At 46.8% G+C, this 278-nt stretch carries 1 pseudogene; it reads right to left on the bottom strand.

Features of this window, described 5'->3' with window-relative positions:
- Window positions 1-173: pseudogene (locus VU18_RS18465) on the bottom strand (IS630 family transposase); the annotation flags it as partial.
- Window positions 174-278: the final 105 nt, after the last annotated feature.

Below are 278 nucleotides of genomic sequence, written 5' to 3'. Positions count from 1 at the left end.
TTGAGAACTCGCAGGAAATCTAAAAACGTTGTGGCATTGGCTGCCCCTGCTTGATGAAGAACCGTTTCGCCATCGTGGACGTTGACCGCGCCAAACAGCGATATGTGAGCATGATGGCCGAACGTAGGCACTTGCTTTTGACGGCCAACCTCTGACAATGTCGTACGCAACACATGATACGACCGGATATGCGTTTCATTCGATGTACAACAGGATGAAATCCGAATCCATTAAGTTTTTTTATCAGGTCCATTTGTTTCTCGAAGTTTTTTTGCCGG

This window comes from Geobacillus sp. ZGt-1 (assembly GCF_001026865.1).
GTDB classification, from domain to species: domain Bacteria; phylum Bacillota; class Bacilli; order Bacillales; family Anoxybacillaceae; genus Geobacillus; species Geobacillus thermoleovorans.
This window is presented reverse-complemented; position numbering and strand designations above follow the sequence as displayed.